Source organism: Gallaecimonas xiamenensis 3-C-1, from assembly GCF_000299915.1.
GTDB lineage: Bacteria > Pseudomonadota > Gammaproteobacteria > Enterobacterales > Gallaecimonadaceae > Gallaecimonas > Gallaecimonas xiamenensis.
Genome location: NZ_AMRI01000013.1, coordinates 36,186 through 61,844, shown reverse-complemented (window position 1 = coordinate 61,844; position 25,659 = coordinate 36,186). Strand labels below are relative to the sequence as shown.

At 62.7% G+C, this 25,659-nt stretch carries 32 protein-coding genes; 14 read left to right on the top strand and 18 right to left on the bottom strand.

Features of this window, described 5'->3' with window-relative positions; all coding sequences use genetic code 11:
- Positions 1-23 precede the first annotated feature (23 nt).
- The gene (locus B3C1_RS10575) at positions 24-563 is read left to right on the top strand and encodes a DUF4124 domain-containing protein (protein WP_083858310.1); all 540 of its coding nucleotides are present in this window, start codon (positions 24-26) and stop codon (positions 561-563) included.
- Here B3C1_RS10575 and B3C1_RS19380 read toward each other — a convergent pair.
- A complete protein-coding gene (locus B3C1_RS19380) occupies positions 560-1,309 on the bottom strand; it encodes a MipA/OmpV family protein (RefSeq protein ID WP_008484745.1) in 750 nt (249 codons plus the stop codon). The two genes, B3C1_RS10575 and B3C1_RS19380, sit on opposite strands and share 4 nt — an antisense overlap.
- Before the next feature lie 171 nt (positions 1,310-1,480).
- Between B3C1_RS19380 and glnL the strand changes: the two genes are divergently transcribed.
- From glnL to B3C1_RS20745, 4 genes are all read left to right on the top strand, one after another.
- Entirely contained in the window at positions 1,481-2,503 is a 1,023-nt protein-coding gene (gene glnL, locus B3C1_RS10565; protein ID WP_008484744.1) for a nitrogen regulation protein NR(II), read from the top strand.
- Positions 2,500-3,864 carry a nitrogen regulation protein NR(I) gene (glnG, locus tag B3C1_RS10560; RefSeq protein ID WP_008484743.1) on the top strand — a complete coding sequence of 455 codons (1,365 nt, stop codon included), beginning with the start codon at positions 2,500-2,502 and terminating at the stop codon, positions 3,862-3,864. Before glnL ends, glnG begins: the two co-directional genes overlap by 4 nt.
- Before the next feature lie 62 nt (positions 3,865-3,926).
- Positions 3,927-4,595 carry a response regulator transcription factor gene (locus B3C1_RS10555; RefSeq protein ID WP_008484742.1) on the top strand — a complete coding sequence of 223 codons (669 nt, stop codon included), beginning with the start codon at positions 3,927-3,929 and terminating at the stop codon, positions 4,593-4,595.
- Positions 4,592-5,920, top strand: a complete 1,329-nt coding sequence (locus B3C1_RS20745; protein ID WP_008484741.1) for a sensor histidine kinase — start codon at positions 4,592-4,594, stop codon at positions 5,918-5,920. Before B3C1_RS10555 ends, B3C1_RS20745 begins: the two co-directional genes overlap by 4 nt.
- On the opposite strand, the gene fieF is transcribed toward B3C1_RS20745, so the two are convergent.
- Positions 5,917-6,807 carry a cation efflux pump FieF gene (gene fieF / locus B3C1_RS10545; protein ID WP_008484738.1) on the bottom strand — a complete coding sequence of 297 codons (891 nt, stop codon included), beginning with the start codon at positions 6,805-6,807 and terminating at the stop codon, positions 5,917-5,919. The genes B3C1_RS20745 and fieF overlap by 4 nt on opposite strands.
- Positions 6,800-7,237 carry a Spy/CpxP family protein refolding chaperone gene (locus B3C1_RS10540; protein WP_008484737.1) on the bottom strand — a complete coding sequence of 146 codons (438 nt, stop codon included), beginning with the start codon at positions 7,235-7,237 and terminating at the stop codon, positions 6,800-6,802. The genes fieF and B3C1_RS10540 overlap by 8 nt, the downstream gene beginning before the upstream one ends.
- Before the next feature lie 84 nt (positions 7,238-7,321).
- On the opposite strand from B3C1_RS10540, the gene trmL reads away from it, so the two are divergent.
- Positions 7,322-7,786, top strand: coding sequence for a tRNA (uridine(34)/cytosine(34)/5-carboxymethylaminomethyluridine(34)-2'-O)-methyltransferase TrmL (gene trmL, locus B3C1_RS10535; RefSeq protein ID WP_008484736.1), 465 nt, complete (start codon positions 7,322-7,324; stop codon positions 7,784-7,786).
- Positions 7,787-7,846: 60 nt separating this feature from the next.
- On the opposite strand, the gene B3C1_RS10530 is transcribed toward trmL, so the two are convergent.
- The 6 genes from B3C1_RS10530 to B3C1_RS10505 form a co-directional block, all read right to left on the bottom strand.
- Positions 7,847-8,338, bottom strand: coding sequence for a hypothetical protein (locus B3C1_RS10530; protein WP_008484735.1), 492 nt, complete (start codon positions 8,336-8,338; stop codon positions 7,847-7,849).
- Positions 8,335-9,231 (bottom strand): peptidoglycan-binding domain-containing protein, encoded by an 897-nt coding sequence (locus B3C1_RS10525; protein WP_008484734.1) that lies wholly within the window; start codon positions 9,229-9,231, stop codon positions 8,335-8,337. The genes B3C1_RS10530 and B3C1_RS10525 overlap by 4 nt, the downstream gene beginning before the upstream one ends.
- Positions 9,232-9,351: 120 nt before the next feature.
- Positions 9,352-10,368 carry an NAD(P)H-dependent glycerol-3-phosphate dehydrogenase gene (gpsA, locus tag B3C1_RS10520; RefSeq protein WP_008484733.1) on the bottom strand — a complete coding sequence of 339 codons (1,017 nt, stop codon included), beginning with the start codon at positions 10,366-10,368 and terminating at the stop codon, positions 9,352-9,354.
- A gap of 15 nt (positions 10,369-10,383) precedes the next feature.
- Positions 10,384-10,872, bottom strand: a complete 489-nt coding sequence (gene secB / locus B3C1_RS10515; RefSeq protein WP_008484732.1) for a protein-export chaperone SecB — start codon at positions 10,870-10,872, stop codon at positions 10,384-10,386.
- 43 nt (positions 10,873-10,915) lie between these two features.
- Positions 10,916-11,176 (bottom strand): glutaredoxin 3, encoded by a 261-nt coding sequence (grxC, locus tag B3C1_RS10510; protein ID WP_008484731.1) that lies wholly within the window; start codon positions 11,174-11,176, stop codon positions 10,916-10,918.
- Positions 11,177-11,186: 10 nt separating this feature from the next.
- A complete protein-coding gene (locus tag B3C1_RS10505) occupies positions 11,187-11,618 on the bottom strand; it encodes a rhodanese-like domain-containing protein (protein WP_008484729.1) in 432 nt (143 codons plus the stop codon).
- A gap of 142 nt (positions 11,619-11,760) precedes the next feature.
- Here B3C1_RS10505 and gpmM point away from each other — a divergent pair, with 142 nt between their 5' ends.
- From gpmM to B3C1_RS10480, 5 genes are read left to right on the top strand one after another with little or no spacing between them, the layout of a single operon-like run.
- Positions 11,761-13,287 (top strand): 2,3-bisphosphoglycerate-independent phosphoglycerate mutase, encoded by a 1,527-nt coding sequence (gene gpmM / locus B3C1_RS10500; protein WP_008484728.1) that lies wholly within the window; start codon positions 11,761-11,763, stop codon positions 13,285-13,287.
- Positions 13,284-14,402, top strand: coding sequence for a murein hydrolase activator EnvC family protein (locus tag B3C1_RS10495; RefSeq protein ID WP_008484727.1), 1,119 nt, complete (start codon positions 13,284-13,286; stop codon positions 14,400-14,402). The genes gpmM and B3C1_RS10495 overlap by 4 nt, the downstream gene beginning before the upstream one ends.
- A 15-nt stretch (positions 14,403-14,417) precedes the next feature.
- Complete coding sequence (locus B3C1_RS10490; protein WP_008484726.1) at positions 14,418-15,614, top strand: S41 family peptidase; 1,197 nt, start codon at positions 14,418-14,420, stop codon at positions 15,612-15,614.
- Positions 15,615-15,628: 14 nt separating this feature from the next.
- Entirely contained in the window at positions 15,629-16,357 is a 729-nt protein-coding gene (locus B3C1_RS10485; RefSeq protein ID WP_008484725.1) for a divergent polysaccharide deacetylase family protein, read from the top strand.
- A gap of 20 nt (positions 16,358-16,377) precedes the next feature.
- A complete protein-coding gene (locus tag B3C1_RS10480; protein WP_008484723.1) occupies positions 16,378-16,755 on the top strand; it encodes an acetyl-CoA sensor PanZ family protein in 378 nt (125 codons plus the stop codon).
- 60 nt (positions 16,756-16,815) lie between these two features.
- Here the strand turns inward: B3C1_RS10480 and rpoH are convergent, their stop codons facing one another.
- The 4 genes from rpoH to ftsY form a co-directional block, all read right to left on the bottom strand.
- Complete coding sequence (gene rpoH, locus B3C1_RS10475) at positions 16,816-17,667, bottom strand: RNA polymerase sigma factor RpoH (protein WP_008484722.1); 852 nt, start codon at positions 17,665-17,667, stop codon at positions 16,816-16,818.
- Between the two features lie 79 nt (positions 17,668-17,746).
- Positions 17,747-18,727: a permease-like cell division protein FtsX gene (gene ftsX, locus B3C1_RS10470; RefSeq protein ID WP_008484721.1), complete on the bottom strand. Its 981-nt coding sequence runs from the start codon at positions 18,725-18,727 to the stop codon at positions 17,747-17,749.
- Positions 18,724-19,401: a cell division ATP-binding protein FtsE gene (gene ftsE / locus B3C1_RS10465; RefSeq protein ID WP_008484720.1), complete on the bottom strand. Its 678-nt coding sequence runs from the start codon at positions 19,399-19,401 to the stop codon at positions 18,724-18,726. Before ftsE ends, ftsX begins: the two co-directional genes overlap by 4 nt.
- A complete protein-coding gene (ftsY, locus tag B3C1_RS10460; RefSeq protein ID WP_008484719.1) occupies positions 19,398-20,795 on the bottom strand; it encodes a signal recognition particle-docking protein FtsY in 1,398 nt (465 codons plus the stop codon). Before ftsY ends, ftsE begins: the two co-directional genes overlap by 4 nt.
- Before the next feature lie 76 nt (positions 20,796-20,871).
- On the opposite strand from ftsY, the gene rsmD reads away from it, so the two are divergent.
- Together rsmD and B3C1_RS10450 are read left to right on the top strand one after the other, a co-directional pair.
- Complete coding sequence (rsmD, locus tag B3C1_RS10455) at positions 20,872-21,447, top strand: 16S rRNA (guanine(966)-N(2))-methyltransferase RsmD (RefSeq protein WP_008484718.1); 576 nt, start codon at positions 20,872-20,874, stop codon at positions 21,445-21,447.
- Positions 21,444-21,713, top strand: coding sequence for a DUF1145 domain-containing protein (locus B3C1_RS10450; protein ID WP_035481808.1), 270 nt, complete (start codon positions 21,444-21,446; stop codon positions 21,711-21,713). The genes rsmD and B3C1_RS10450 overlap by 4 nt, the downstream gene beginning before the upstream one ends.
- 13 nt (positions 21,714-21,726) lie before the next feature.
- Here the strand turns inward: B3C1_RS10450 and B3C1_RS10445 are convergent, their stop codons facing one another.
- The 4 genes from B3C1_RS10445 to B3C1_RS10430 form a co-directional block, all read right to left on the bottom strand.
- A complete protein-coding gene (locus B3C1_RS10445; protein WP_008484715.1) occupies positions 21,727-22,311 on the bottom strand; it encodes a YhgN family NAAT transporter in 585 nt (194 codons plus the stop codon).
- An 86-nt stretch (positions 22,312-22,397) separates the two neighbouring features.
- The gene (locus tag B3C1_RS10440) at positions 22,398-23,585 is read right to left on the bottom strand and encodes a conjugal transfer protein TraF (RefSeq protein WP_008484714.1); all 1,188 of its coding nucleotides are present in this window, start codon (positions 23,583-23,585) and stop codon (positions 22,398-22,400) included.
- 120 nt (positions 23,586-23,705) lie between these two features.
- Positions 23,706-24,275, bottom strand: a complete 570-nt coding sequence (locus B3C1_RS10435; protein ID WP_008484713.1) for a YjaG family protein — start codon at positions 24,273-24,275, stop codon at positions 23,706-23,708.
- Between the two features lie 56 nt (positions 24,276-24,331).
- The gene (locus B3C1_RS10430; RefSeq protein WP_008484712.1) at positions 24,332-24,532 is read right to left on the bottom strand and encodes a hypothetical protein; all 201 of its coding nucleotides are present in this window, start codon (positions 24,530-24,532) and stop codon (positions 24,332-24,334) included.
- Positions 24,533-24,716: 184 nt separating this feature from the next.
- On the opposite strand from B3C1_RS10430, the gene bla reads away from it, so the two are divergent.
- Positions 24,717-25,391, top strand: a complete 675-nt coding sequence (gene bla, locus B3C1_RS10425) for a subclass B1 metallo-beta-lactamase (RefSeq protein ID WP_008484711.1) — start codon at positions 24,717-24,719, stop codon at positions 25,389-25,391.
- Here bla and B3C1_RS10420 read toward each other — a convergent pair.
- The gene (locus tag B3C1_RS10420) at positions 25,388-25,636 is read right to left on the bottom strand and encodes a GlsB/YeaQ/YmgE family stress response membrane protein (protein ID WP_008484710.1); all 249 of its coding nucleotides are present in this window, start codon (positions 25,634-25,636) and stop codon (positions 25,388-25,390) included. The two genes, bla and B3C1_RS10420, sit on opposite strands and share 4 nt — an antisense overlap.
- Positions 25,637-25,659: the final 23 nt, after the last annotated feature.

Below are 25,659 nucleotides of genomic sequence, written 5' to 3'. Positions count from 1 at the left end.
AGAAAAGTTGCCGGGGACGCCCTATGAAATCACCCATGTTACTGCTGCTGTTCGCCGCCCTGGCGGTTTCTGCCGCCGAGCCGGCCAAGGTCTACACTTGGAAGGATGAAAAAGGGGTGGTGCATTATTCAGACAAGCCCCATGCCAACGCCACAGAACTGGCCGTGGAACATTCACCCAGCTACGCCATCCCCAAGGCCGACACCAATATTCTCAAACCCCAGGAACAACCGGTTGCCAGCGGCCCGCGCTGGCAACTGAGTATCACCAGCCCGGCCCAAGAGGAAACGGTGCGGGAAAACGAAGGCAAGTTGACGGTGGTGGTGGACCTGTCTCCCCAGATGATCCGGGGCCAGCGTCTGCAACTGTTCATGGACGGCCAGCCCTTTGGGCCGGCCCGTACCGTGCCGGTGATCGAAGTGGACAACGTGGACAGGGGCGAGCACCAGATTAAGGTGCAGCTCATTAACCGCGACAACAAGATCGCCGCCGAAAGCCCGTCCCGCCTCTTCTACATGCAGCGGGCCAGCATCTTCAGCCCCACTCGCAGCGGCGGCAATTAGAAGCGGTAGACCACCCCGGCGTAAGCCGAACTGGTGGTGTCGTCTTCCACTATGGGGCTGTCCTTCAATTCGCTACCCAGCCAGATCTGGCGCAGGTTGCCCACCAACTGCCAGTTGGCATTGATCTGCCAAAGGGCCCCCAGCTCCACAAAGCTGTTCTGGGTGGAACCCGGTTGGTACTGGGCAAAGCCGCTGCGCACCGATTCGGCGGCACTGACCCCGAAGTAGTAGTCGGCGTAGTCCGCCGAGTAGTGGTTGATACCCAGACCCGGGGTCAAGCGCAGGGTCTTGCCCAGCAGGCTGATGGGATACTTGTAGGCCACCTCGGCATACTGGCCGTGGTGCTTGCCGCTGACATCTGTGGCCACTATGGCTTCCAGGGCGCCCCAGTCGGCGCCGTAGCGGGCGCGCAGGCCACCCAACGCGCTGAAATCCCTGTCGTCCAGGCGTTTGATGCGGGCATCGTCAGACTCGTCCGTATCCAGCCTGGACGGCGCCAGCTGCAGGCCGATGGAAACCGACCACTTCTGATCCCTGGCCAGGTAATAACCGGCAGCGGGGCCGCGCAGGTAGAAGTTCTCCCCTTCATAGCCCAGTACCGGGATCACATTGGTTTGGCGATCCATACCGATATAGGGAGAGGGAGAGTCGATCACGCCGATACCGGCGGACCAACGGCTTTCCTGGGCGGCCGCCAGGCCGGGCAGGGCCAGGCTCAGGGCCAGCAGGGTCAAGGGGGCTTTCATGGGCGTTCCTTGTCAGAAAAAGAAAAAGTTGCTCAATATCTTAGCGATTGTGATCTGTCACTCAAATGACAGAGCGTTGCGGCCTCTGCACCCTAGCCAGTCTTGGCTTTTTTCTCTACACTGAGTTTTGCACCATTTTGGTGCAATGGCAGGCAGAGAGGGGAGCCGACCTTGGACAAGCAGCAGGTACTGGACAATCTGATCACCGGCGTGGTGGTGGTGGATGCGGCCTTGAACGTCGCCTACCTCAATACCGCCGCCGAGTCCCTGCTGGGGGTGTCCCGGGTTAAAAGCCAGGGCCAGGGCCTGGACTGTCTTTTCGGCGAGCGCCCCGGCCTCGGCCGCTTCGTGGAGACCCTGGCGACGGGTCAGGGTTTTATCGACGCCGACTGCGACCTGGGCCAGGTCCATGTGGAGCTGGCGGTGTCGGTGCTGGAAAGCGACGCCCGCTACCTCATTATTGAACTGACCCCCATAGACCAGCTGAAAAGGCTGTCCCAGGATGCCTTCCACCAGGTGCAGCAGCAGGCCAGCCAGGAGATCCTGCGGGGGCTTGCCCACGAGATTAAAAACCCCCTGGGGGGGCTGCGGGGCGCCGCCCAGTTGCTGGCCCTGGAACTGACCGCCGCCCAGCGGGAATACACCGACCTGATCCTGGCCCAGGTGGACCGCCTGACCGCCCTGGTGGACCGGCTGCTTGGGCCCAAGACCGGCCCCCAGCGCAGCCTGGTCAATATCCACCAGGTGCTGGAGCGGGTGCGCACCCTGGTAAGCCTGCAGGCCCCGGAAGGGATCCGCATATTGCGGGATTACGACCCCTCCCTGCCGGACATGGCCCTGGACCCGGGCCAGATTGAGCAGGCGCTGCTGAACGTGGTGCAAAACGCGGTGCAGGCCTTGGGTAGCCAGGGCCAGGTGGTGCTGCGCTCCCGGGTGGCGTCCGGGGTGACCCTGCAGGGTAGCCGCCACCGCATGGTGGCCCGTATCGATATCGAAGACGACGGCCCAGGGGTGCCGGACAAGCTCAAGGACACCCTCTTCTACCCCCTGGTCACCGGCCGGGCCGACGGCTCCGGCATGGGCCTGGCTATCGCCCAGTCCCTGGTGGCTCTGCACGGTGGCCGCATTGAGCTGGACTCCAAGCCCGGGCGCACCCTCTTTACCCTTTTCCTGCCCATGGAGGACAGCCAATGAAGGCCTGGGTACTGGACGACGACGCCGCCATCCGCTGGGTGCTGGAACGGGCCCTGAGCCAGCAGAAGGTGGATGTAACCACCTTTATGGACGCCCGCAGCCTGCTGGACGCGCTGGCCAACGAAGAGCCGGACGTGCTGCTCACCGACGTGCGCATGCCGGGCATGGACGGCCTGGCCCTGGCCGACAGCCTGCGCCAGAGCCACCCCAAGCTGCCCATCATCATCATGACCGCCCACTCGGACTTGGACACCGCCGTCAGTGCCTATCAGACCGGCGCCTTCGAGTACCTGCCCAAGCCCTTCGACCTGGACGAAGTGGTGGCGTTACTGAAAAGGGCGGTGCAGGACAGCGCCGAGCCCGATCAGGCCCCCAGCCTGCCCAGCAACCTGCCGGAGCTGATCGGCGAGGCCCCGGCCATGCAGACGGTGTTCCGGGCCATAGGGCGGCTGTCGCGCTCCTCGGTGTCGGTGCTGATCAACGGCCAGAGCGGTACCGGCAAGGAACTGGTAGCCCGGGCCCTGCACCGCCACAGCCCCAGGGGCAAGGGGCCCTTTGTGGCGATCAACATGGCCGCCATCCCCGCCGATTTGATTGAATCCGAGCTGTTCGGCCATGAAAAGGGTGCCTTTACCGGCGCCGCCGGCCGCCGTGAAGGGCGCTTCGAGCAGGCCGACGGCGGTACCCTGTTTCTGGACGAAATCGGCGATATGCCGCTCAGTGCCCAGACCCGCCTGCTGCGGGTGCTGCAGGAAGGGCAGTTCTACCGGGTCGGCGGCGCCGTTGCGGTCAAGGTGGACGTGCGCATCATTGCCGCCACCCACCAGGACCTGGAAAAAGGGGTAGAGCAGGGCCGCTTTCGGGAAGATCTGTTCCACCGCCTCAACGTTATCCGCGTGCAATTGCCGCCGCTGGCCGAGCGCCGGGAAGACATCCCCAAGCTGGCCGAATACTTCCTGGGGCGCATCGCCGCCGAGCTGCAAACCCCGGAGCGGCGCCTGCACCCCGACACCCTCAAGCTGATGACCAAGCTGCCCTGGCCCGGCAACGTGCGGCAGCTGGAAAACACCTGCCGCTACCTCACGGTCATGGCCGCCGGCCAGGAAATACTGCCGGCGGATCTGCCCGACAGCCTGGACCCGAAAGTGGCCACCCTGGGCTGGGTAGAGGAGCTCAAGGTCTGGGCCGACCAACTGCTCACCGCCGGCAACCAGGGGGTGGCCTCCGACGCCCAGCGCATGCTGGAAGAGGCGCTCATCGAAGTGGCGCTGCGGCACAGCAAGGGCCACAAGCAGGACGCCGCTAAGTGCCTTGGCTGGGGCCGCAACACCCTGACCCGCAAGCTGTCGGGCCAGGACTAGGGCCTTTTGCAAAGAAGGGTAAAAGCCGTTGGCTGCAGCGGCCACTGCGATAGGATGCCACCATGACCAAGATCCTCATTATCGACGACGACACCAGCCTCTGTGAGCTGCTGGCCGATTACCTCCAGAGCCACGGCCTGGAGGTGGAACAGGCCCATGAGGGCCCCACCGGCCTGCGCCAGGCGCTGGACAACGGCCCCGACCTGGTGCTGCTGGACGTGATGCTGCCTGGCCTGGACGGCTTCGGGGTGCTCAAGGGCATCCGCCACAAGAGCCAGGTGCCGGTGCTGATGCTCACCGCCAGGGGCGACGAGGTGGACCGGGTGCTGGGCCTGGAGCTGGGGGCCGACGACTACGTGGCCAAGCCCTTCTCCCACCGGGAACTGGTGGCCCGTATCCAGGCCATACTGCGCCGCCTCAACCCGGTGGTGAACGCCGTCGGCGCCCTGGACCTGCAACCGGAGCGGCTGGAAGTGCGCTACCACGGCCAGTTGCTGGATCTCACCGCCGCCGAATTTCGGGTGCTGGCGGTGCTGTTCGAGCGCTGCGGCGAGGTGGTCAGCAAGGAAGATATCTGCCAGCAGGCCTTCGGCCGGCGCCTGCAACCCTTTGATCGCCATATCGATATCCACGTCTCCCATATCCGCAAGAAAATGGCTGACCTGCATCCGGACAACGTTATTCGCACCCTGCGCGGGGTCGGCTACCAGCTGATCACGGAGGGGCCATGAAGCGCCTGGGCCTGGACTGGCTCACCGGCTTTGCCGGCCGCCTGTTCCTGTGGTTCTGGCTGGTGCTGACCCTGATGCTGGTGGCCAATGTGCAGTTGAGCCGCCACCTGCGCTCCGACGAAGAGCTGCGCCCCCCCATGCCCCCGGAACTGGAAGAGCTGGCTGAGCTGCGCGGCCACCTGCAACGCTTTGCCGACCGGCCGCTGCTGGCCCTTAAGCGCTCCAAGGTCAACCGCTTCCTGGTGCTGTTCGACCCCCACAGTTTGCAACCCTTGGAGCGGCGCCGCCCGCGCCATTGGCGGATCCCCGAACTGGTGGCTTCCGACAGCGGCGTACAAGTGCTGGAACAAGGTGAGATGCGGGCCATGGGCCCCTTCGAAATAGCCACCCTGGACGGCCCGGTGCTGGCGGTCTGGCTGATGCCGCCCCGGCCCATGAGCGCCTGGGAGCGATTCTGGCAGGGCCCGGCCTGGGTGCGGCTGGCCGTGTCCTTCCTGTTGGTGTTGGCCCTGAGCCTGGGCCTGGCCGCCTGGCTGGCCAGGCCGGTGCGCCAGCTGTCCAAGGCCGCCCGCCAACTGGGTGACGGCGACCTGGGGGTCAGGGTCAAGGCCGGCAGCGGCGAGCTGGGGCAACTGGGCCAGGACTTCAACACCATGGCCGGCAAACTGGCAAGCCTGCTGGCCTCCCAGCGCCGCCTGCTGGCCGATGTCTCCCATGAGCTGCGCTCGCCGTTGACCCGCCTCAAGCTGGCGGCGGCCTTGATGGCCGACGAGGTGCAGCAGCACAAGTACGTGCAGCGCATCGAGAAGGAATGCGACACCCTGGAACACCTTATCGAGCAGGTGCTGACCCTGTCCCGGCTGGAAGCCACCCTCTACCAGGAAGAAGCGGAAGACGGGGACATGGCGGCCCAGGTGGCCTCATCGGTGCAGGATTGGCGTTTTCATTCCCCGGACAAGGACATTCTGCTGCAAGCCCCGGCCGAGGCTCCTTGCCGGTTCAGGCCCAGATTGCTGCAACGGGTACTGGATAACCTGTTGTCCAACGCCTGCCGTTACGGCCAGCGGGTCGAGGTGCAACTGGCCCGCAGCGGCCAGGGCTGGCGCCTGGTGGTGGAAGATGACGGCCCAGGGGTGCCGGACGACATGCTGGACAAGCTGTTTGAACCCTTTTACCGGGGCGACCCGGCCCGGGGCCACCAGGGCAAGACCGGCCTGGGCCTGGCCATAGCCCAGGCCGCCGCCAAGGCCCAGGGCGGCACCCTCAAGGTGGGCCGCTCGGCCTTGGGGGGCCTGCGCTTTGAACTTCAGCTGGCCCCGGCCTAAGCCCGGCTGCCCTTGGGCAGTACCGACAGGGGGTCTTGGTGGATGATCACATCGGCCCCCGGGTAAGCCGCTTCCAGGGCCTTTTCTACCTGGTCCGCCACTTCGTGGGCGGCCTTTAACGACATGTCGTCCGGCAGTTCCAGGTGCATCTGGATGAACTTGGTGGGGCCGGCCTGGCGGGTGCGCACTTCATGGGCGCCGTGGACCAGGGGGTGCTCCCGGACGATGCGCATGATGTCCGCCTTCTCCTCTTCCGGCAGTTCCCGGTCCAGCAGGGTATTGCCCGCCTCCAGGGCGATATTGGCCGCCGACACCAGGATATAGACACCGATCACCAGGGCCAGGGCGCCGTCCGCCCAGATAAGGCCAAAGGCGCCGGCCACCAGGGCCAGCAGCACTCCGAGATTGAGCAGTACGTCCGAGCGGTAGTGCAGGGCATCGGCCTTGACCGCCTGGGAGCCGGTCTTCTTGACCACATAACCCTGGTAGCTGATCAGAGCCAAGGTCAGTACCAAGGCCAGTATGGTGACGGCGATGCCGACGTCGGTCTGGGTCAATACTTTGGGGTTAATCAGCCGGTCGGCGGCGTTGAAGATCAGCAGCAGGGCCGAACCGGCAATAAAACCGGCCTGGGCTATACCCGCCAGGGACTCGGCCTTGCCGTGGCCGAAGCGGTGTTCGTTGTCTGCCGGCTGCATGGCATAGCGCACCGCGAACAGGTTGATAAGGGACGCGGACACGTCCATCAGGGAGTCGGTGAGGGAAGCGAGCATGCTGGCGGAGCCGGTCAGGACCCAGGCCAGCAGCTTGCTGATGATAAGAAGGGTGGCGACAAAGGTGGAAGCCAATGTCGCCCGTTTTACCAGTTGCTTGTATTGATCATTCATCTCGGCGGTGGTGGCGGTGGTGCTTGATGTCCGCCAGTGTAGCCTTCTGCTCGGCGCTAAGCACCTGCATCACCTGGTGAGTGAGCTTCAGGTGGGCCAGTTGCGCCTCGCTGCGCTCGGCCAGCAGGGCCCTGGCCTGGTTTTCGTCGAAGCTGTCGGCGTCCATCAGCGCCTTGAAGGCGGCCCGCTTGGCTTTCATGTCGTCGCGGCTGGGCCTGTTGGCCTTGGCGCTGTCCAGCAGGGCGGTGATCTGGGTCTTCTGGGCTTCGGTCAGGGCCAGTTTTTCGGCGACCCGCTCACGGAGCAGCATCTGGACCGGAAAGGCGTCCGGGCTCATCATGGGGCCACGGGGGCCTTTGTCGCCGGCCATGGCCTGGGCGGAGAGCAACAGCACCGAACTGAGGGTCAGGGTCTTGAAAAGGCTTTTCATGGGGTGTCTCCTGTGATTGACTTCGCCCCCAGATTAGCCAGTGCAATGCAAAGGGGCGTTAGCCCCCGGTAAAGAAGCGTAAAGATGCTGAATATTGTCTTATTCCAACCGGAAATTCCGCCCAATACCGGCAACATCATCCGGCTTTGCGCCAATAACGGCTGCAAGCTGCACCTGATAAAACCCCTTGGCTTTGCCTTTGAAGACAAAAGGTTGCGCCGGGCCGGCCTGGACTACGACGAGTTTGCCGAGGTGGCGGTGCACGACAATCTGGCCGATTGCCTGGCGGCCTTGCCGGGAGCCACTGTCTATGCCTGCACCACCAAGGGCAGCCGCAGCTTCCACCTGCCCCAGTACCAGGCCGGAGACATACTGCTGTTCGGTCCCGAGACCCGGGGCCTGCCCATGGCGGTCATCGACAGCCTGCCACCGGCCCAGCGCATCCGCATCCCTATGCAGCCCGATTCCCGCAGCCTAAACCTGTCCAACGCCGTGGCCATCATCAGCTACGAAGCCCTGCGCCAACTGGGTTATCCGGGGCTGGGCTAAGGGCCAAGGCAAACGCACAAAAAAAACCGGCCCAGGGCCGGTTTTTTCATGGGGGAGCGGTCAGTCGGCCCCTCCCAGGGCCAGGCTCACCGACACCAGGCTGTGAAAGGGGCTAAGGGCATCTTCCAGGGACTGGTAGCTGGCCAGCAGCTCCACCTGGCCTTCGGCAAAGGTCACCTGGTCGGACAGATCCTTGAAGCCGGGGCTGCTGGGCAGCTGGGCCAACAGCGGCTTGGCCAGGGTCACCTTTTTCAGCGGTGAGGGGGCCAGCAGGGCCTCGAATCGGGTCTTGTCGACGCTGCCCTGGCTGCTGAAATAGTTAACGCTGTAGTTTTCCATCTCGCAGTTGCGGGACTCGACAACGGCCATATCGGCATCCTTATAGAGCACCACGGCGCGGATAAAGGGCTCTTCGCTGTCGGCCCGTACCCCTTTTTGGTATTGCACCGAGGCGACTTGCGGCCCTTGGAAGTTCAGGGATTGGGGGGCCAGGGAACAGGCCATGGCCACAGGGGTGGTGAGGGCCAGCAACAGGGGCAGCAGGGGTTTCATGACGGGTCCTTGTCTTGCAGGGGCTTCTTGTTGGGTTGGATCTCCAGGTGCCAACAGCTATTGCTCTTGGCGGTCTCGTCGATCAGTTTATTGATGTAACCGTCCGTGGCCAAGGCCTTGAGGGCGGTGGTCAACTTGTTGAGGTTGAAATGGTCCGGGTCGGCGGCCCGGGTGGAGTTGACCCCGATGTCGAAGACGTTGAGGCGGCCGTAATCCTCTACCGAGGTGCAGTGCTTGGACACCTTGCGCCCGTCCTCGGCCAGTTCCTCAATCTTGCTGGTCATCAGCGCCACCACCTCACTTTGGGCTTTGGTCTTATTGGCGGCGTAGACATCCAGCACCTTGTCGCCGTTGCTGCCATAGAGCTGCTTTTGCTTGGCCAGGCTGATCTTGGCGTTGCGGTACATGATGGCTGCCTGTTCGGACGGGAAGCGCAGGGTGCTGGTGATCACCGCCTTTTTCATGCCGGCATCGGCCAAGGCCTTTTTCACCACCTTGATGGCGTAGTCGCTGACCAGGCGTTTGTTGGCGGGAACCGTGCTGCTGTAGGTAACGTTGACCCCTTGGGTGGACGCCGGGCTGAGCTTGACCAGCTTGGCTTTCTTGCCCGAATGCAGGGACAACGCAATCTTGTCCTGGTCCTTGGGGCTGATCTCGCTGAGCAGCTTCATAAAGGTGCGGCCACCCGGGTCAATCCTGCCATCGGCCTTCCAGCCCGGCATGATGCGGTTCTGGTAGGCGATGATGGCCTTGATGGTCTTATTGCCGCACAGGCCGTCCTCACCTATGTGCTTGGCCGGGGTGTTGTGCAGGTTCAGCAGTATCTGCACCAGTTTGACGTCACCGGGCAGGTTGATGCCCGACAACCCCACGGAGTTTTGCAGCTCTAGCATGTGGCATCCTTGCGCTTGTTGATTTTCTGACCAGCAATCTAGTGGCTGCTTGTCGCCGCTGCAAAGGCATATCAGGGAAGGGAACTGTTCAAAAAGAAAACCGGCCATAAGGCCGGTTTGTCATGACAGGGATTCGGATTTGCGTTCCCGGGCCAGGAGGTTTTTGGAGGCCTCCTTGGGGTCGCGCCCTTCGTAGAGCACGGCGTAGATCTGCTCGGTGATGGGCATTTCCACCCCCAGCCGCTTGGCCAGTTCAAAGACTTCCTTGGCGTTACGGTAGCCTTCTACCACCTGGCCAATCTCGTCCATGGCCTGCTGGGCCCCTTTGCCCTGGCCCAGGGCCAGGCCGAAGCGGCGGTTGCGGGACTGGTTGTCGGTACAGGTCAGTACCAGATCCCCCAGGCCGGACATGCCCATAAAGGTGGCCGGATCGGCCCCCAGGGCAGCGCCCAGGCGGGATAGTTCCACCAGGCCACGGGTGATCAGGGCGGTGCGGGCGTTGGCTCCGAAGCCGAGGCCGTCGGCCATGCCGGCGCCTATGGCAATGACGTTCTTGACCGCGCCCCCCAGTTGCACCCCGATAAAGTCCGGGTTGGCGTAAGTGCGCAGCCGCTTTTCGCAGTGCAGCAGGTCCGCCAGCCGGTGCATGAAGTCTTCATCGGTACTGGAGATGGAGATCGCCGTGGGCAGGCCGGCGGCCAGCTCCTTGGCGAAGGTGGGGCCGGAGACCACGGCCAGAGGCATGGTGTCACCCAGCACTTCACGGGCGGCGTCCTGCAGCAGGCGGCCGGTGTCCGGTTCCAGGCCCTTGGTGGCCCAGGCCACACGGGCGTCCGGGCGCAGATGCGGCTTCATCTGGTTAAGCACGTCATCGAAGGCGTGGGACGGCACCACCACCAGGATATCGCGGCAACTGGACACGGCTTTGGCCAGGTCCGGTTCCATTTCCAGGCTGTCGGGGAAGGGAATACCTTCCAGATAGCGGCGGTTCTGCCGCTCTTTGGCCAGGTCGGCCAGGTGGGTGGCGTTATGCCCCCACAGAAGGATGCGGTTGCCATTGCGTGCCAAAGAAATGGCAAGGGCGGTGCCGTAAGACCCCGCCCCCAGGACGCAAATGGCCGGTTGCTCGGCTGTCATGCGTTTTTCTCAGGCTTAGGCCTGGGCCTCCTCGGCGGCACCGTCGGCAGCCTGGGCTGCGCGCTGCTGCACGTACTGGGCGAACAGAGCGTCGAAGTTGACCGGGGCCAGGTTCAGGGGCGGGAAGGTGCCACGGTTAACCAGGTTGGATACGGCTTCGCGAGCGTAGGGGAACAGGATGTTCGGGGCGAAGGAGCCCAGGGTGTGGGCCAGCTGCGGCTCAGGCATGTTGCCGATGGTGAAGATACCGGCTTGCTGCACTTCGCACAGGAAAGCGGTCTCGCCTTCCACTGTGGTGGTCACGGTCAGGGCCAGTACCACTTCGTAAACGTCGTCAGCCAGCTTGTTGGAACGGGTGTCCAGGTCCAGCTTCACTTCCGGCTTCCATTCTTTTTGGAAGATGGCCGGGGAGTTGGGGGTCTCGAAGGAGATATCCTTGGTGTAGACGCGCTGGATATGGAATTGGGGCGCCTGCTGTTGGGCGTTGTTCTGTTCTTCAGCCATGATTTTAACCTGTCTTAATGTGTCGTTGTCGTTATGGGTTCGCTCAGGCGCCTAAGAGGGCGTCCAATTTACCGGCAGCGTTAAGTGCTTCCAGATCGGAGCAGCCACCGATCAGCTGATCGTTGATGAAAATCTGCGGCACCGTGTAGCTCTGACCACCGGTCAGCTCCAGCATATGCTGGCGGCGTTCGGTGTCATTGTCATTGCAGACTTCCTTGAACCCTTGTTGTTTTTCGGTCAGCAACATTTTGGCCCGTACACAGTAGGGGCATCCGGTTTTGGTGTAAATAACGATGTTGGCCATTAAAGACTCCTTAACCTTTCACCGGCATACCGGCGTCACGCCAGCCTTGGATACCGCCGCTGAGCACAAACAAGGACTTGAAACCGGCCTTGCTCAGCTGTTTGGCAACCTGCGAGGCGCTGTGGCCCATGTCGCATACCAGGATGATGGGGGCGTCTTTGTGCTTTTCAAGGCGGCTTACATCACCTTTTAACAAAGTGTCTTTGGACAGGTTCAGGGCACCGGCGATATGGGCTTTCTTGAAATCGGCCTGGGCGCGGACGTCGACCACCAGGGTATTGTCCTGGTTGATCAGGAAGACCGCTTCCTGGGCTTTGACTTTCTTGATGCCAGACAGGGCACCCTGTACCAGGGAGGCGACCAGCAGGATAAAGAGAACCGCCCAGAGGGTGGTCAGTATCAGGTGGTTGCCGAGAAAAGCGGTGAGTTCTGACAGGGTCATGCTTGCCTATCCACAGAATTTTAGGGGCCTTGAGTATACCTTGGTGCCCCTTCAAAGCCAGTCCCTGCCGCTGGTTTGTGACAGGCCTTTGTGTTTAAACTAGGCGCAATTCGATGGATAAAAGCGCGATGTGGGTAACGTCATGGCCAAGAAACCGCTGGTATTGATCATCATGGATGGCTGGGGTTACCGGGAAAATCCGGAAAACAACGCCATTCTTGCGGCAAACACCGTTAACCTTGACAAACTTTGGGCCGAAAAACCGCATTCTTTGATCTCCGGTTCCGGCCTGGACGTGGGCCTGCCCGACGGTCAGATGGGTAACTCCGAAGTGGGCCATGTCAACCTGGGCGCCGGCCGGGTGGTCTACCAGGAACTGACCCGCATCGGCAAAGCCATCAACGACGGCGACTTCTTCGACAACCCGGCCCTGTGCGCCGCCGTGGACAAAGCCGTGGCCAAGGGCAAGGCGGTACATATCATGGGCCTGCTGAGCCCAGGTGGTGTGCACAGCCATGAAGAGCACCTGCTGGCCATGATGGAACTGGCGGCCCGCCGTGGCGCCGAGCACATTTACCTGCACGGCTTCCTGGACGGCCGTGATACTCCGCCACGTAGCGCCAAGGCTTCCCTGGAAAGGGTCAACGCCAAGTGCGCCGAACTGGGCAAGGGCCGCATCGCCAGCCTGGTGGGCCGTTATTACGCCATGGACCGCGACAACCGCTGGGACAGGGTGCAGGCCGCCTACGACCTGCTGACCCAGGGCAAGGCCCAGTTCCACTCCCCCGACGCCCTGGCCGCCCTGGACGCCGCCTATGAAAGGGGCGAGAACGACGAATTCGTCAAGGCCACCGCCGTCGGTGAGCCGGTGGCCATGGCCGACGGCGACGCCGTCATCTTCATGAACTTCCGGGCCGACCGGGCCCGGCAGATGAGCCGTGCCTTTGTGGACGACGGTTTCAGCGGCTTCGAGCGGGCCAAGCGCCCTGCCCTGGCCGACTTCGTGATGCTGACCCAGTATGCCGCCGATATCCACACCAGTTGCGCCTACCCGCCAGAGAGCCTGTCCAACACCCTGGGTGAATGGCTGGCCAAGCACGACAAGACCCAGCTGCGCATCTCCGAAACCGAGAAATACGCCCACGTCACCTTCTTCTTTAACGGTGGTGTCGAGCAGACCTTCCCCGGTGAAGACCGTATCCTGGTCCCGTCCCCCAATGTGGCCACCTACGACCTGCAGCCGGAGATGAACTCCACCGAGCTCACCGACAAGCTGGTGGCGGCCATCGAGTCCGGGGACTACGACGTTATCGTCTGTAACTATCCCAACGGCGACATGGTCGGCCATACCGGCGTCTTCGAGGCGGCGGTCAAGGCCTGTGAAGCGGTGGACCACTGCATCGGCCGGGTCACCCAGGCCCTGGCCAAGGTGGGGGGCGAGTGCCTTATTACCGCCGACCATGGCAACGCCGAGCAGATGCTGGACCACGAGTCAGGCCAACCCCATACCGCCCACACCTCAGACCCGGTGCCGCTGATCTATGTGGGGCGCCCGGCCAAGGCGGTAGAAGGGGGGGTACTGTCCGACATCGCCCCCACTATGCTGACCCTGATGGGGATGCCGGTGCCTGCCGAAATGACCGGCAAACCGCTGTTTATCGTTGAATGAGGCGCGGCCTTGTCACGAGCCTGACCTTGGCGGCCCTGGTGGCCGCCTTTGGCTGTCTGGCCACCGTCGACAAGGACCAGCTCAAGCAGGTTGACCAGCAGATCAAGGAAACCCGCCAGACCATAGCCCGCCAAAAGGCCGAGCGGCAGCAGCTGCAGGGCAACCTCAAGAAGATTGACACCGAGATAGGCAAGCTGAGCGCCGAACTGGAGCGGCTGGGCCGCCAGCAGGGCGAACAGCAGCAGCAACGGCAACAGTTGCAGCAGCAGCTGGACAAGCTCAGGGTCGAATCCAAGGCCCAGCAGGCGCTGCTGGTCAAGCAGCTCAGGGCCGCCTACGCCAGCGGTGAGGACGACTACCTGAAGATGCTGCTCAACCTCCAATCTCTGGGGGAAATGGAGCGGATGATGGGTTACTACCAGCGCTTCAACGACGCCCGCCTCGACCAACTCAAAGAACTCAAGGCCACCAAGGCCCAGCTGCAAGGCACCCAGCAGCAGTTGGACCGGGCCCTGGCCCGCCTGGCCAGCCTCAGCAGCCAGGCCAAGGAACGCCAGCAGTCCCTGGCCGGACAAAAGCAGCAGCGCCAGGGCACCATCGACAAGCTCAGCCGCCAGATCCAGAACCAGTCCAGTGAACTGGAGCAACTGGTGGGTGACAGGAACGCCCTGAACCAACTGATCAAGGAAGCCGAGCGCAAGGCCAGGCTCAGGGCCGGCACCCAGACCCTCAAGGGCCAGGAAGGCAAGTTGGCCTGGCCGGTGGATGGCCGGGTGCAAAAACTGTTCGGTAAGAACAGGGCCGCCGGTATCGAATGGAAAGGAGTGATCATCAACGCCGCCGAAGGGGCCAAGGTCAAAGCCGTGGCCGGCGGTACAGTGGTCTATGCCGACTGGGTGCGGGGCTTTGGCCTGCTGCTGGTAGTGCAGCATGGTGACGGCTACATGAGCCTGTACGGCCAGAACCAGGCACTGCTTCGGGGCGTAGGTGACGAGGTAACCGCCGGCGAGCAGATCGCCCTGGTGGGCCGCTCCGGGGGCCAAAATGAGCCGGGGCTATACTTCGAGATACGTCGCGAGGGGCAGGCCGTAGACCCGGCACGTTGGTGCCGCTGATCTAAGGAGGGAAGCATGTCCATGGGATCCTGGTTGGCAGGGTTGGTAACAGGGGTAGCCTTGGCTGGACTGGGTTTGGCCGTGGCTGGCCAGGGGGTGATGAGTGCCGACCAGCGGGTCAGCGAAACCCTGGAACAGATCAGCCATTTCTATGTCGAAGCGGTGGATCAGGAACAGCTGGCCGATAAGGCCCTCAAAGGGCTGGTGTCCTCCCTGGACGACTACTCCAAGTACCTGGAAGGGGAGGATATCCGTGCCCTTCAGGAAATGGCCGACGGCCATTACTCAGGCCTTGGCCTGGAAGTGAATTTCGATGACCAGCAGCACCTGCTGGTGACCCAGCCCATCCCCGAGTCCCCCGCCGCCAAGGCCGGTATCCAGGCCGGTGACAGGGTGCTTGCCATCAACGGCGCCGCCGTTGCCGGCAAGAGCCTGAACGCCCTGGTGGCCAGCCTTAGGGGTGCCCCAAAAGGGGAGGTGAACCTGGATATCGACAGGGCCGGCAAGATGCTGCGCTTCCAGGTGGCCCCAGCGGAAGTGGAAGTGCATTCGGTGAGCGCCTATCCCCTGGACGGTGACCGGCTCTGGCTGCGCATCAGCCAGTTCCAGTATTCCACTCCGGCGGAAGTGACCCAGGCCCTCAAGCAACACCAGCCCAAGGCCGCTATCTTGGATCTTCGCGGTAACCCCGGTGGGGTTTTCCCTGCCGCCGTGGACCTGGCCGATCTGTTTTTGGACAAGGGGCCCATCGTCAGCACCCATGGCCGGGCCGACTACGCCAACCAGGTTTTTGACGCCAAGAGCGGTGACCCCTTCGAGAGCCTGCCGCTGCTGGTGCTGATTGACAAGGAATCGGCGTCGGCCGCCGAGATCCTGGCCGGTGCCCTCAAGGACAGGGGCCGTGCCCTGCTGCTGGGTGAAAAGAGCTTCGGTAAGGGCAGCGTCCAGAGCCTGATCCCCTTGTCGGACGGCAACAGGGCGTTGAAGATCACCACAGCCCATTACCTGACTCCCAATGGCCTGTCCATCCAGGGCAAGGGCATAGAGCCCGATCTCAAGGCCGGCAGCCTGATGGGAGACGCCAAGCTGCGTTCTCGCATGAAAAGCCATTACCCCCTGACCCACCAGGCAGAACTGGCCGTGGGCGGGGAATGGGCCGATGACGCCCTGCTGTGGGAGGCCCTGCGCTTCCTGGAAGACCAACACGTATAACAACAAGGATCACCGTGCGCTGTTTTGCCCTGTTTCTGGGGCTGCTGCCTTGCCTGGCCGCAGCCCAGCCAAAGCTGGCCCTTATCCTCGACGACATCGGCTACAGCAAGGACGATGCCCGGGCCCTGGCCCTGCCTGAAGCCGTTACCCTGAGCGTGTTGCCCCATACCCCCTATGGTGCCCAGCTGGCCGCAGAGGCTCGCCAGCCGGTGATGCTGCACCTGCCCATGGAACCCCTGGGCCAAAGGCCCCTGGAGGCCGACACCCTGACCCTGACCCAGAGCCGCGACCAGCTCGAGCACATTGTCGACCAGGCCATCGCCGCCATTCCCCAGGCCAAGGGGGTCAATAACCATATGGGGTCCCTTTTGACCCAGGACCGACAGCGTATGGACTGGCTGATGGCGATATTGGCTCCCCCCCGCCTCTACTTTGTCGATTCGCGCACCTCCGCCGCTTCACAGGCCCTGGCTGCTGCCCTGGACGCCGGTGTGCCGGCGGTAGCCCGCAAGGTGTTCTTGGACAACGATCTGACCGACCTGGACAGCCAATGGCAGCGGGCCCTGCGCCTGGCCAAGCGCGACGGCCAGGTGGTGGTGATCGCCCATCCCCACAGCGCTACCCTGGCCTTTCTCAAGCAAAAACTGGCAAATTTGCAGGACACTCAGCTGGTGCCTGTGACCAGCCTCTTGCCTGAAGTCCAGGTGGCGTCTTCTGGTACACTGGTGCCCAACCGAGGCTAAGGACCTGTAAGGACCCGCTCATGCGTTTGACTATCCATGCCAACCCCCCCGTTTCCGCCCAGATGGAAACGGACCTTGGCAAGCTCTACGGCCACCTGCCGGCCGATCTGCAAGCCCCATTCTGGTTTATCGCCACCTTTAACGACCGCCATATCGGCGCCGTGCGTCTGGACGGCGACCGCCTGGTGAACCTGGGAGTGCGCTCCGAAACCCGCCGCCGTGGCGTCGGCCGTTACCTGATGCAAAAGGCCCTGGAGCGGGCCAAGGACATGGGCCTGGCCCAGGTCCGGGCCCTGGCCAGCGACTACCCGGTGGAAAACCGGGCCATGGTAGGGGATTTCCTGCTGGCCCTGGGCTTTGAAGCCGTGGACGGCGAGGCTTGGCAAAAAGCCCTGTAAACGCAAAAAGGGCCGCAAGGCCCTTTTCATGAAAAAAGCCGGCTGTCGCCGGCTTTTTGCTTAATGCACCATGGCGCTCTTGAGCTTGCTCAAGGCGTTTTTCTCGAGCTGGCGTACCCGCTCGGCAGAGACCTGGTACTTGTCCGCCAGTTCCTGCAGGGTGGCCTTGTCTTCGTCCAGCCAGCGGCTTTGCAGTATGTCGCGGCTACGCTCGTCCAGCACTGCCAGGGCGTGGCCAAGGCGGGCGTGGGATTGGGCTTCCCATTGCTCTTCCTCGATGCTCTGGGCCAGATCAGACCCTTTGTCTTCCAGGTAGTGCACCGGGGCGTAGGACTCGTCGTCATCGTCGCTGGCCAGTTCGAAGGCCTGGTCGGGAGAGCTCATGCGTGCTTCCATTTCCCGTACCTCAGAGGGGCTGACACCCAGCTCCTCTGCCACCATCTGCACTTCGTCATGGCTGAACCAACCCAGGCGCTTTTTCTTGGAGCGCAGGTTGAAGAACAGCTTACGCTGGGCCTTGGTGGTGGCGATTTTGACGATGCGCCAGTTTTTCAGCACATATTCGTGGATCTCGGCTTTTATCCAATGCACGGCAAAGGACACCAGGCGCACTCCCACTGTGGGGTCGAAGCGCTTGACCGCCTTCATCAGGCCGATGTTGCCTTCCTGGATAAGGTCGGCCTGGGGCAGGCCGTACCCTGAATAACTGCGGGCCACATGCACCACAAAACGCAGGTGCGACATGATCAGGGCTTTTGCCGCCTGCAGGTCACCGTCTTCCTGCAGCCGGGTGGCCAGGGCGTGCTCTTCCTCGGCGCTCAGCATGGGGATGCTGTTCACCGAATGGACGTATGCCTCGAGGCTGCCGCTGGCAGGTAAGGTCAATGCCATGGATTGCAGATGGTCGCTCATCTCACTCCCTCAAAAAACCGGATGTAGGTCACAAAACCCGTACCTAAGAGCCCAACTGTATGAAAAAGTTCCGCCGGGATCAAGCCGGGTCCATGGCCTTGAGGTGGCGCCAGACAGCCAGGTAGGCGCCGCCCAGGCCCAGGGCCACCGACAACCCCAGCAATGCCAGCCATTCCTGGCCGTCAAGGCCATCCAGGCGGAACTGGGTCTGATAAAGGTCCACCACCCGCGCCACGCTGCGTTCCAGCCACCAGAGCCCCAGGGTGACCAGGGCTGCGGCCAGCAGGCCGGCGGCCAAGCCGTACCAGAGGCCGGTATAAAGGAAGGGCCGGCGCACGAAGGCGTCGGTGGCGCCTACCATCTTCATCACATTGATGGTGTCGCGGCGGTGTTCGATCATCAGCCTGATGGTGTTGCCCACCACCAGCACCATGGTCACCAGCAACAGGGCGGCTACCAGGGCTACCCCGTCACGAACCATGCCCACCAGGGCGTCCAGGCGCTTGAGCCAGTCCAGGTCCAGGCGGCCCTGGGCCACTTCCCTTTCCTTGCTGAGCTTGTCCAGCAGTGCCTCGGCGGCCTTGGGGCCGGCATGGCGGTCTGTGGGCACCACGATCAGGGTATTGGGCAGGGGGTTGTCGTCAAGGTAGTCCAGGGCTTCACCGAAGCCACTTTTTTGGCGGAACTCGGTGAGGGCCTCGTCACGGGTGATAAGCCTGGCCTCGGCCACTTCCGGGTAGAGGCCAATGCGGGTGGCGGCCTTGGCGGCGTCGTCCTCCGTGATCCTGTCCTTGAGCAGTAAGGTGATCTCGGAGGCCTTGTCGAACTGGCCGGATACCGCCTCCACGTTCTTGAGCAGCACATAGAAGGTGGTGGGCAGGGTCAGGGAAAAGCCCAGTACCGCTATGGTCAGCAGGCTGGCCAGGGGTGCCTTGTACAGCTCCCCCAGGCTACCGACGGCCTGCTGGACGTGGCGTACGAAGTACATCAGCAGGCGGCTGCCAAGGCCTGGTCTGGCGGCGCTGGCCCCGACGGTGCGGTTTTCAAATAACAGGCTCACAGGTCGTCTCCCGCCAGGGAGTCGCCCAGCATCCGGCCTTGCTTGAGGGTAAAGGTGTGGTGACGCATGCGGGCGATAAGGCCCAGATCATGGGTGGCCACCAACACCGAGATCCCCAGGCTGTTGAGGTCTTCAAAGAGGCGCAGTATGTCCATGGACAGTTTCGGGTCCAGGTTGCCGGTGGGTTCGTCTGCCAGCAGTAGCGGCGGCTTGTTGACCACGGCCCTGGCTATGCCCACCCGCTGCTGCTCGCCACCGGACAGCTGTATGGGGTAGCAATGGGCCTTGTCCGACAGCCCCACCCAGCCCAGGGCGGTCTGCACTCGCTTGCGGATCTCGCCTGCGGTAAAGCCCACCACGATCAGCGGCAGGGCCACGTTTTCGAACACCGTCTTGTCCATCAACAGCCGATGGTCTTGGAAGATGATGCCGATGTCTCGGCGCACCAGAGGGATCTGCGCCGAGCGCAGCCTGCTGATGTCGTGACCGTTGATGCTCACCTTGCCGGCGGACGGCCTTTCTTGCAGGGTGATCAGCCTGAGCAGGGTGCTCTTGCCGGCGCCGGAATGGCCGGTCAGGAATGCCATCTCGCCTTTGCCGAGATGGAAACTGACATTCTGCAGTGCCTGGGCACCGCCGGAATACGCCTTGGAGACCTGCTCGAAACGGATCATTTTTCCTCTGTCTCGAAAAGGGCGTCCACAAACTGGCCTGCATGGAAGGTCCGCAGGTCGGTTATGCCTTCGCCCACACCTATGTATCGGATAGGAATACCAAATTTGTCGGCAATGGCAAAGATGACCCCACCTTTGGCGGTACCATCGAGTTTGGTGAGGGTGATGCCGGTCAGGCCTACTGCTTCGCTGAAGATCTTGGCCTGGCTCAGGGCATTCTGGCCGGTACCGGCGTCCAGGGTCAGCATCACCTCGTGGGGCGCTTCCGGATCCAGCTTCTTCATCACCCGCACGATTTTCTTGAGCTCTTCCATCAGGTGCGCCTTGTTTTGCAGGCGACCGGCGGTATCGGCAATGAGCACGTCCACGTTACGGGCCTTGGCGGCCTGCAGGGCGTCAAACACCACGGAAGCGGAGTCGGCGCCGGTGTGCTGGGCTACCACCGGGATGTCGTTACGCTCCCCCCAGACTTGCAGCTGCTCTACGGCGGCGGCGCGGAAGGTGTCGCCGGCGGCCAGCATCACCGACTTGCCCTGGTCCTTGAATTGGCGGGCCAGCTTGCCGATGGTGGTGGTTTTGCCAACGCCATTGACCCCGACCATCAAGATCACATGGGGTTTGCGGTCGATGACCAGGGGCTTGGAAACCGGTTCCAGCAGGGCGTGCATCTCCTTTTTCAGGAGATCATAGAGGGCTTCGCCGTCCTTGAGCTGGCCGAGGCTGGCCTGCTTGGTAAGGCGGTCGATCAGGCGGCTGGTGGTTTCCACCCCGACATCGGCCAGCAGCAGCTGGGTTTCCAGCTCTTCGAACAGCTCGTCGTCGATCTTCTTGCCACGGAAAATGGCCAGGAAGCCGGCGCCGATGTTTTCACGGGTGCGTTTGAGGCCGAGGCGAAGGCGGCTGAAGAAACCGGGCTTTTCACGGCCAGCATGGGCCTTGGCGGCTTGGGTGGCCAAATCGGCCTTGATTTCCTCGACGGCAGGCGCAGCATCCTGTTCGGCCTCGGCTTCTGCTTCGGCTTCGGCCTCGGCTTCTGCTTCGGCTTCGGCCTCGGCTTCTGCTTCGGCTTCGGGTTTGGCTTCGGCTTCCGGTTCGGCTTCGGCTTTGGCTTCGGCCTCCGCTTCGTCTTCGGCTTCGGCTTGGGCTACAGCTTCGGCTTCGGCTTCGGCTTCAGGCTGGCTTTCCAGGACTGGCGCCGGCTCTTCAACCAAGGGGGGCTCTACCAGCTCGGCTTCCACTTCCAGGGGCACGGCTTCGCTTGCCGCCGGCTCGGCTTCGGGCAGGGGTTCTGGGGTGGCGGGAGGCGGCTGGGGGGCGTCTTGGGGCTTCTGCTCGGGCTCGGCCTTGTCGCGGCCCAGGCCAAGCCAGGAAAACAAACCTTTCTTTTTGCTCATGGCAATCTGCTGTCTGGGGGCTAGAATAGCGGGATTTTTAAAGCCGGTAGTCTAACCCCAAGGACAAAGAACCGCCATGGCAGTCAAAGGCACAAGCGGACAAATTCGCATCATCTCCGGGCAGTACCGGGGCCGCAAGCTCCCGGTGTGGGACGCCGAGGGCTTAAGGCCCACCACCGACAGGGTCCGGGAAACGGTGTTCAACTGGCTCCAGGGCCAGACCCTGGAGGCCAGGGTGCTGGACTGTTTTGCCGGGGCCGGTTCCCTGGGTTTTGAGGCCCTGTCCCGCCACGCCAGCGCCCTGGTGCTGGTGGAAAAGGACAAGGCAGTGGCCCGCCAACTGGCCGACAACCTGGGCCGCCTTGGCAGCGACAAGGGCCAGGTGGTGGAAGCAGACGTGCTGGCCTACCTGCAAAAGCCGGCGTCCCAGCCCTTTGACCTGGTGTTTGTGGACCCGCCCTTTCACAAGGGCCTGGCCGCCAAGGCCTTGGCCCTGCTGGAAAGCCAGGGCTGGCTGGCCGAGTCGGCCTGGGTCTATGTGGAAGTGGAGCAGGGCCTGGCCCTGGAGGCCCCCGGTAACTGGCGCCTGCACCGTGAGCTTAATGCCGGCCAGGTGCAGGCCAGGCTCTATCAACGTGAGGAAACTGAATGATGAACATGATCCGCCGCCTGCTGATGGCCGGGGTTTGGGCCCTGTGCCTTATCAACCTGGTCCGCCCCCTTGAGGCGCCCCTTGAGAACCTGTTTTACATCGTGCTGGGGGTGCTGGTGGTATTGCACGGCCTGCAGGTGGTGCTGTTTAGCAAGGTGCTGCAGCTGGATTTGGCCGGCAAGGTGGATGTCTTTATCTTCGGTGGCATCGCCGCCAACGAGCGGCGCAAGGCGCTGCTGGCCAAGATGGAAAAAGAATCCCGCTGATGCGGGATTTTTTTCAGGCCAGGTAGCGGGCGATGCCGTCCAGGAACATCTGCACCGCGATCATCACCAGTATCATGCCCATCAGCCTTTCCATGGCGGTCAGGCCCCGCTCCCCCATGATCTTCATCAGCACTTCCGAGAACAGCAGGATCACGGCGTTGACCGCCCAGGCACCTACCAGGGCCAGGGTCAACAAACCCAGCTGATTGGGGGCCTGATTGGACATCAGGATCAGGGACGCCAGGATGGAGGGGCCGGCCATCAGCGGTATGGCCATGGGCACCAGGAAGGGCTCTTCCCCCACCGCCAGGCCGGTAACGCCGCCTGGGCTTGGGAAGATCATCTTGATGGCGATCAGAAAGAGGATGATACCGCCGGCAATGGACACCGACTCCTGCTTGAGGCCGAGAAAATGCAGTACCGTCTCGCCGCCGAACAGGAAGATCAACATTACCCCTAAGGCCAGGCAAAGCTCCCGCACCAGGATCAGGCGGCGGCGCTTGGGGGGCAAGTGTTTAAGGATGGAGATGAACACCGGCATGTTGCCCAAGGGGTCCATGATCAGGAACAGGGTGACGGCGGCAGCGAAAAAGTCCATGTATTACAGGGCCTGCAAAGCGTTGGGCTTGCGCAAATGGTAAATGAAAAGCGCATAAAAAGCGCCCCTCTTAGGAGGGGCGTGACTCAGAAGGTGAAGGAGAGGGTCAGGGCAGCACCAAGGTGGTCGTCCTTGCCCGTCTCCGCAGCCAGGTCAAGGTGCAGGGTGTCAAAAGGGGAGATGCCGATGCCGGCGGTGAGGACGTCGTCCTGGCTGCCTTCCAGGTCATGGCGGTAACCCAGGCGCAGCTGGGCCCATTGGAAGGCGTCCAGTTCCAGGCCGGCCCGCAGCCATTGCTGCTGCTCATCTTTGAGGGACGGCAGTTCGGTCTTGGTCAGCTCGGTTTCCAAGGTGGCCGCCAGCCAGCCGTTATCGTAGGCGCCACCCAGGGTCAGGCGGGGCTTGAGGCTGTAGCTGAAGCGTTGGCCAGCCACCAGGGCCGACTCGATGTCCTGCTTGAACAGGTCCCGGCCGCTCAGGGCCAGGCGCCAGTCACCGTGTTGGTAGGCCAGGCCCAGGTCCAGGTTCAGGCCGGATTTTTCTTCCCGGTACTGGCTGTTGTCCCAGTCGTCTTCATCGAAATTGTTCACGTCCGCCTGGTACAGGTAGGTATAGAGGCGCTGGGCCTTGGGGCTGACCCCCAGCATCAGGCGATCGCCGCTGGCCAGATCCCAGCCGTGGCTGAAGGTCAGGCCCAGGTCGGCCACCGCCAGGCCCAGGATCTGGGCGTTGGACTGAAGATTGTCAAAGTCCTGGTTGGGCAGTTCTACCGGGGTCCAATCCAGGTCGTCACCGTCGATATTGACCCGGCCTTGGAATTGGGCGCGCAGGCTGGCAAAGAGGGCCATGCCCAGGGTCCGGCTGGGAATGGCCACCGCCAGGCCCAGTTCCAGCTCCCCGTCCAGGGTGTCACCGTTCATCTGGCGCAGGGCGTCCTGCCACTGGCTGATCAGCTGTTCGGTCTGGGCCTGGGTGGCGTTGGACGGATCCTGCTGAATGGCGCTCAGGGCATCGTTGAGGTCTTGGAAGTGATCAATCTGGTCTTGCAGGTTGTCTTCGTCCCGGCCGCGTATGGCCAGGCCAGGCAGCAGCAGGCCGATGTCGTCACTTTCGTCGAAGTTCGACAGCAAGGCCGGGTTGTAGAAGGGGGCTGCCAGGTAGCTGGCGTTGGCGCTGCCGGCACCGCCCATGGCTTGGACGCGGGCGTCCTGGGCCTGGGCACCGAGGCTAAGGGCAAGCAGCGAAAGAGGGCACAGGGCCAGGGTGCGTTTCATGGGGAACTCCACAACAACAAGATGCTAGAGCTAAGCGCCTTATCGCCGGGAGTTCTTTAAGTTCAGCTATCGCTTTTTTAGGCTTTTGGCAGGGGCAATGCCGAAATTGTGAGCCAGTCCTTACTCTTCCAGCCCTATGCCCAGATTGGAGATGCCATCGTTGCGGCCCATCAGTTTGGCGTCGCGCAGCTGCTCTTCGATGAGATCCCCTTGCAGCAGGGCCAGCAGCTGTTCTTGGAAGTCCCGTTCTTCCTGCCACAACGGCTCCTGGTCCAGGGCCTCGTAGTCCAGGGTGGTCTCGGCCTGGATATTCAGATAGAACTGCACCGACCCACGGGACAGGCGGCTGACGTCCAAGGCCGGCTGTTCGTCCTTGTCCTGCATGGCGGCCAGCACCGCCATCACCGCCATATAGGTATCCAAGGCCGGATAGACCCCGAAGAAGTCGTGCTGGGCCGGGTCAGGCTCCAGCTCGGCCAGCTTCAGCTGCTGCTTTTCGAAGTTGATCTTGGCTTTGGGGGTCAGCAGTTTTTCCCAGACGGTGTCCAGGGCCGACTGCAGGGCATGGCCGGCCTCTGTCTGTTCGGTGATGTCGGCAAACAGCAGGAAATTGGGCAACATGCGTTGGGCCAGGGCGGCGGCGAAGGCCCGTTGGGCCAGGGGGCTGAGGCTGTGCAGTTCTTTTTCCATGGGCGACAAGCTCCGGGTACTGGTCGCCCATTGTAACGGCAAGGTTGCCCCTTGTCTCAGTGACTGCGCCCCGGGCGCAGCAGGTGGCGGTAGCCAAACCAGCCGATGGAGACGGCCAGCACCAACATCGCCGGCCAGCGTAGCCAGTCAACGGGCCAGCCTTCCAGGTGGGTGGCGATCACCGCCACCAGGCTCATGGTCAGCAGGGCCAGGCTTTCGAAGTAGTCGAGTTTCAGGGTGTTGATCCAGCGCTTCATAACTAAGCTCCTCTTTGGCTGTGCGCATTGTCCGCTTTTGGGCTGGGTAAACTTTGCGCTGGCGCAAAAGAAGGGCGGCTAGCTTGTTCAGCCTTGGCTTAGGTAGGCTGATGGCATTATGGGCCCCTAATCCTCATTCTGTGCCCATGCCGTTGACGGCGTGGGCTTTTTTAAAGGACCTACCATGAAGACCCCCTGGTTGCTGGCTCTGTTGGGGAGCTTTTCCCTGCACGCAATGGACATCAAGCCCCTGTCGGACCACCTCTATCGCTACACCCTGGTGGGGGATTTCGCCCCTTATGGCAAGGTGCCCACCAATGGGGTCATTTATCTGCAAGGCAACAAGGCGCTGCTGGTGGACACCGGCTGGGACCTGGTCCAGGGGCGGGAGCTGCTGAACTGGATACAGGCCAAAGGCATCAAGGATGTGGACGTGGTCTTAACCCATTCCCACCTGGACAGGCGCGGCGGCATGGGCGTGTTTTTGGACGCCGGCTTGCCGGTCTGGGCCCACGAAAGCACGGCGGCCCTGCTTAAGGAACCCAGGCTGACCGTATGGTCGGGCAGCCAGCTAAAACTGGGGCCGGCTGAACTCTACTATCCGGGGGCTGGACATAGCCCGGACAACCTGGTGGTCTGGTTTGCCGGGCAATCGGTGCTCTTTGGCGGTTGCCTGGTCAAGGATGAAGAGGCCAAGTCCCTTGGCAACCTGGAAGACGCCGACCTGGGCCATTGGCCGGTGGCGATAACGGCCCTTGAGCAGCGCTTCGGCCAGGCCAAGGTAGTGATACCTGGCCATGGCCCCTCCTTGGGGCCAGGAGCCCTGGCCCATACCCTGTCGCTGCTCAAAAAGCCTTAGCGGCGCAGCACCCGATACAGGGCCAGCAGCACCAGGGCGCCGGCCACGGCGGTGAAGATGCTGCCAAGGTTAAAGCCGGTGGCGGGGCCAAAGCCCATAAAGGTGCCCAGCCAGCCGCCCACAAAGGCGCCGGCTATGCCAAGGGCTATGGTGACAAGGCAACCGCCGCCGTCGCGGCCCGGCATGATCCATTTGGCTAAAATCCCGGCCACCAGGCCGAGCACTAACCAGGTGATGATACCCATCTGGTACTCCATTCTATCGATTT

What these genes read in the sequence shown, in the direction of transcription:
- B3C1_RS10575 (WP_083858310.1), top strand. Translation starts at nt 24, where the DNA reads ATGAAATCACCCATGTTACTGCTGCTGTTCGCCGCCCTGGCGGTTTCT.
- B3C1_RS19380 (WP_008484745.1), bottom strand. Translation starts at nt 1,309, where the DNA reads ATGAAAGCCCCCTTGACCCTGCTGGCCCTGAGCCTGGCCCTGCCCGGC.
- glnG (WP_008484743.1), top strand. Translation starts at nt 2,500, where the DNA reads ATGAAGGCCTGGGTACTGGACGACGACGCCGCCATCCGCTGGGTGCTG.
- B3C1_RS10555 (WP_008484742.1), top strand. Translation starts at nt 3,927, where the DNA reads ATGACCAAGATCCTCATTATCGACGACGACACCAGCCTCTGTGAGCTG.
- B3C1_RS20745 (WP_008484741.1), top strand. Translation starts at nt 4,592, where the DNA reads ATGAAGCGCCTGGGCCTGGACTGGCTCACCGGCTTTGCCGGCCGCCTG.
- fieF (WP_008484738.1), bottom strand. Translation starts at nt 6,807, where the DNA reads ATGAATGATCAATACAAGCAACTGGTAAAACGGGCGACATTGGCTTCC.
- B3C1_RS10540 (WP_008484737.1), bottom strand. Translation starts at nt 7,237, where the DNA reads ATGAAAAGCCTTTTCAAGACCCTGACCCTCAGTTCGGTGCTGTTGCTC.
- trmL (WP_008484736.1), top strand. Translation starts at nt 7,322, where the DNA reads ATGCTGAATATTGTCTTATTCCAACCGGAAATTCCGCCCAATACCGGC.
- B3C1_RS10530 (WP_008484735.1), bottom strand. Translation starts at nt 8,338, where the DNA reads ATGAAACCCCTGCTGCCCCTGTTGCTGGCCCTCACCACCCCTGTGGCC.
- B3C1_RS10525 (WP_008484734.1), bottom strand. Translation starts at nt 9,231, where the DNA reads ATGCTAGAGCTGCAAAACTCCGTGGGGTTGTCGGGCATCAACCTGCCC.
- gpsA (WP_008484733.1), bottom strand. Translation starts at nt 10,368, where the DNA reads ATGACAGCCGAGCAACCGGCCATTTGCGTCCTGGGGGCGGGGTCTTAC.
- secB (WP_008484732.1), bottom strand. Translation starts at nt 10,872, where the DNA reads ATGGCTGAAGAACAGAACAACGCCCAACAGCAGGCGCCCCAATTCCAT.
- grxC (WP_008484731.1), bottom strand. Translation starts at nt 11,176, where the DNA reads ATGGCCAACATCGTTATTTACACCAAAACCGGATGCCCCTACTGTGTA.
- B3C1_RS10505 (WP_008484729.1), bottom strand. Translation starts at nt 11,618, where the DNA reads ATGACCCTGTCAGAACTCACCGCTTTTCTCGGCAACCACCTGATACTG.
- gpmM (WP_008484728.1), top strand. Translation starts at nt 11,761, where the DNA reads ATGGCCAAGAAACCGCTGGTATTGATCATCATGGATGGCTGGGGTTAC.
- B3C1_RS10495 (WP_008484727.1), top strand. Translation starts at nt 13,284, where the DNA reads ATGAGGCGCGGCCTTGTCACGAGCCTGACCTTGGCGGCCCTGGTGGCC.
- B3C1_RS10490 (WP_008484726.1), top strand. Translation starts at nt 14,418, where the DNA reads ATGTCCATGGGATCCTGGTTGGCAGGGTTGGTAACAGGGGTAGCCTTG.
- B3C1_RS10480 (WP_008484723.1), top strand. Translation starts at nt 16,378, where the DNA reads ATGCGTTTGACTATCCATGCCAACCCCCCCGTTTCCGCCCAGATGGAA.
- rpoH (WP_008484722.1), bottom strand. Translation starts at nt 17,667, where the DNA reads ATGAGCGACCATCTGCAATCCATGGCATTGACCTTACCTGCCAGCGGC.
- ftsE (WP_008484720.1), bottom strand. Translation starts at nt 19,401, where the DNA reads ATGATCCGTTTCGAGCAGGTCTCCAAGGCGTATTCCGGCGGTGCCCAG.
- ftsY (WP_008484719.1), bottom strand. Translation starts at nt 20,795, where the DNA reads ATGAGCAAAAAGAAAGGTTTGTTTTCCTGGCTTGGCCTGGGCCGCGAC.
- rsmD (WP_008484718.1), top strand. Translation starts at nt 20,872, where the DNA reads ATGGCAGTCAAAGGCACAAGCGGACAAATTCGCATCATCTCCGGGCAG.
- B3C1_RS10450 (WP_035481808.1), top strand. Translation starts at nt 21,444, where the DNA reads ATGATGAACATGATCCGCCGCCTGCTGATGGCCGGGGTTTGGGCCCTG.
- B3C1_RS10445 (WP_008484715.1), bottom strand. Translation starts at nt 22,311, where the DNA reads ATGGACTTTTTCGCTGCCGCCGTCACCCTGTTCCTGATCATGGACCCC.
- B3C1_RS10440 (WP_008484714.1), bottom strand. Translation starts at nt 23,585, where the DNA reads ATGAAACGCACCCTGGCCCTGTGCCCTCTTTCGCTGCTTGCCCTTAGC.
- B3C1_RS10435 (WP_008484713.1), bottom strand. Translation starts at nt 24,275, where the DNA reads ATGGAAAAAGAACTGCACAGCCTCAGCCCCCTGGCCCAACGGGCCTTC.
- B3C1_RS10430 (WP_008484712.1), bottom strand. Translation starts at nt 24,532, where the DNA reads ATGAAGCGCTGGATCAACACCCTGAAACTCGACTACTTCGAAAGCCTG.
- bla (WP_008484711.1), top strand. Translation starts at nt 24,717, where the DNA reads ATGAAGACCCCCTGGTTGCTGGCTCTGTTGGGGAGCTTTTCCCTGCAC.
- B3C1_RS10420 (WP_008484710.1), bottom strand. Translation starts at nt 25,636, where the DNA reads ATGGGTATCATCACCTGGTTAGTGCTCGGCCTGGTGGCCGGGATTTTA.